This is a genomic window from Lactobacillus nasalidis (genome assembly GCF_016587775.1).
GTDB classification, from domain to species: Bacteria; Bacillota; Bacilli; order Lactobacillales; family Lactobacillaceae; genus Lactobacillus; species Lactobacillus nasalidis.
Map to the genome: position 1 here is coordinate 1 of NZ_BOCG01000058.1, position 701 is coordinate 701.

Consider the following 701-nt stretch of genomic DNA (forward strand, 5'->3'; position numbering starts at 1 on the left):
ATTCATCCCGTATGACCAGCTGGAAGAGGCTGGCTACGGGGAATACCGGCAGCTTTTTGCCTGATGCTCCAACAAAAAAGGCCGCCGGAAGCAGTTTGCTTTCAGCGGTCTTTTTTCGAATGATAGTGGAGATTTTAAACGATGACTGTTAGTCCAGGAGCTTCTTTCTCAGCATGAAGCTCATCTCGATGATCAAGAGGATGCAGCAGATACCCCCGAAGATGAAGCCGAACTGGGAGGAGCTGTTGCCAAAAATCTTCCCAAACGCGGCGTAGAAGTAGGTCGACACGAAGTTGGCCACTGAGCCGGCGGAAAGGGCCAGACCGGTCAAGCCGGCCGAGTTCTCCTTGGTGGAGTTGCGGTTGACGGCGGCCATGACGTAAGGCATGAAGAGGCCGAAGGCCAGGGCTACCAGGCTGTCGCCAGCGATGAAGACGCCCATGCCATTGCCCAGGCCCATGATGAAGTTGCCGGCCCCCATCAGGGCAATCGCCAGAATCCCGGCATATTTTTTGGTCAGCTGCATGTACTTGCCGAAGATAAGGCCAGCTACCAGGGAGATGACGGCTACGGCCGCGGTGACGTTGGCGGCGTCAGTGGCTGAACCGGAATGAGTTTCCACCACCGTCAGGCTGAATTCCAGGATGCCGGAGCTGTAAGCCATATTGAAGAGGAACATGGCCAGCATCCACCAGATGACG

At 55.8% G+C, this 701-nt stretch carries 1 protein-coding gene; it reads right to left on the reverse strand.

Annotated features, from left to right (window positions below; all coding sequences use genetic code 11):
- Positions 1-148: 148 nt before the first annotated feature.
- A partial coding sequence (locus lacNas_RS00550; RefSeq protein ID WP_201346492.1) for an MFS transporter occupies positions 149-701 on the reverse strand: 553 nt, incomplete at its 5' end.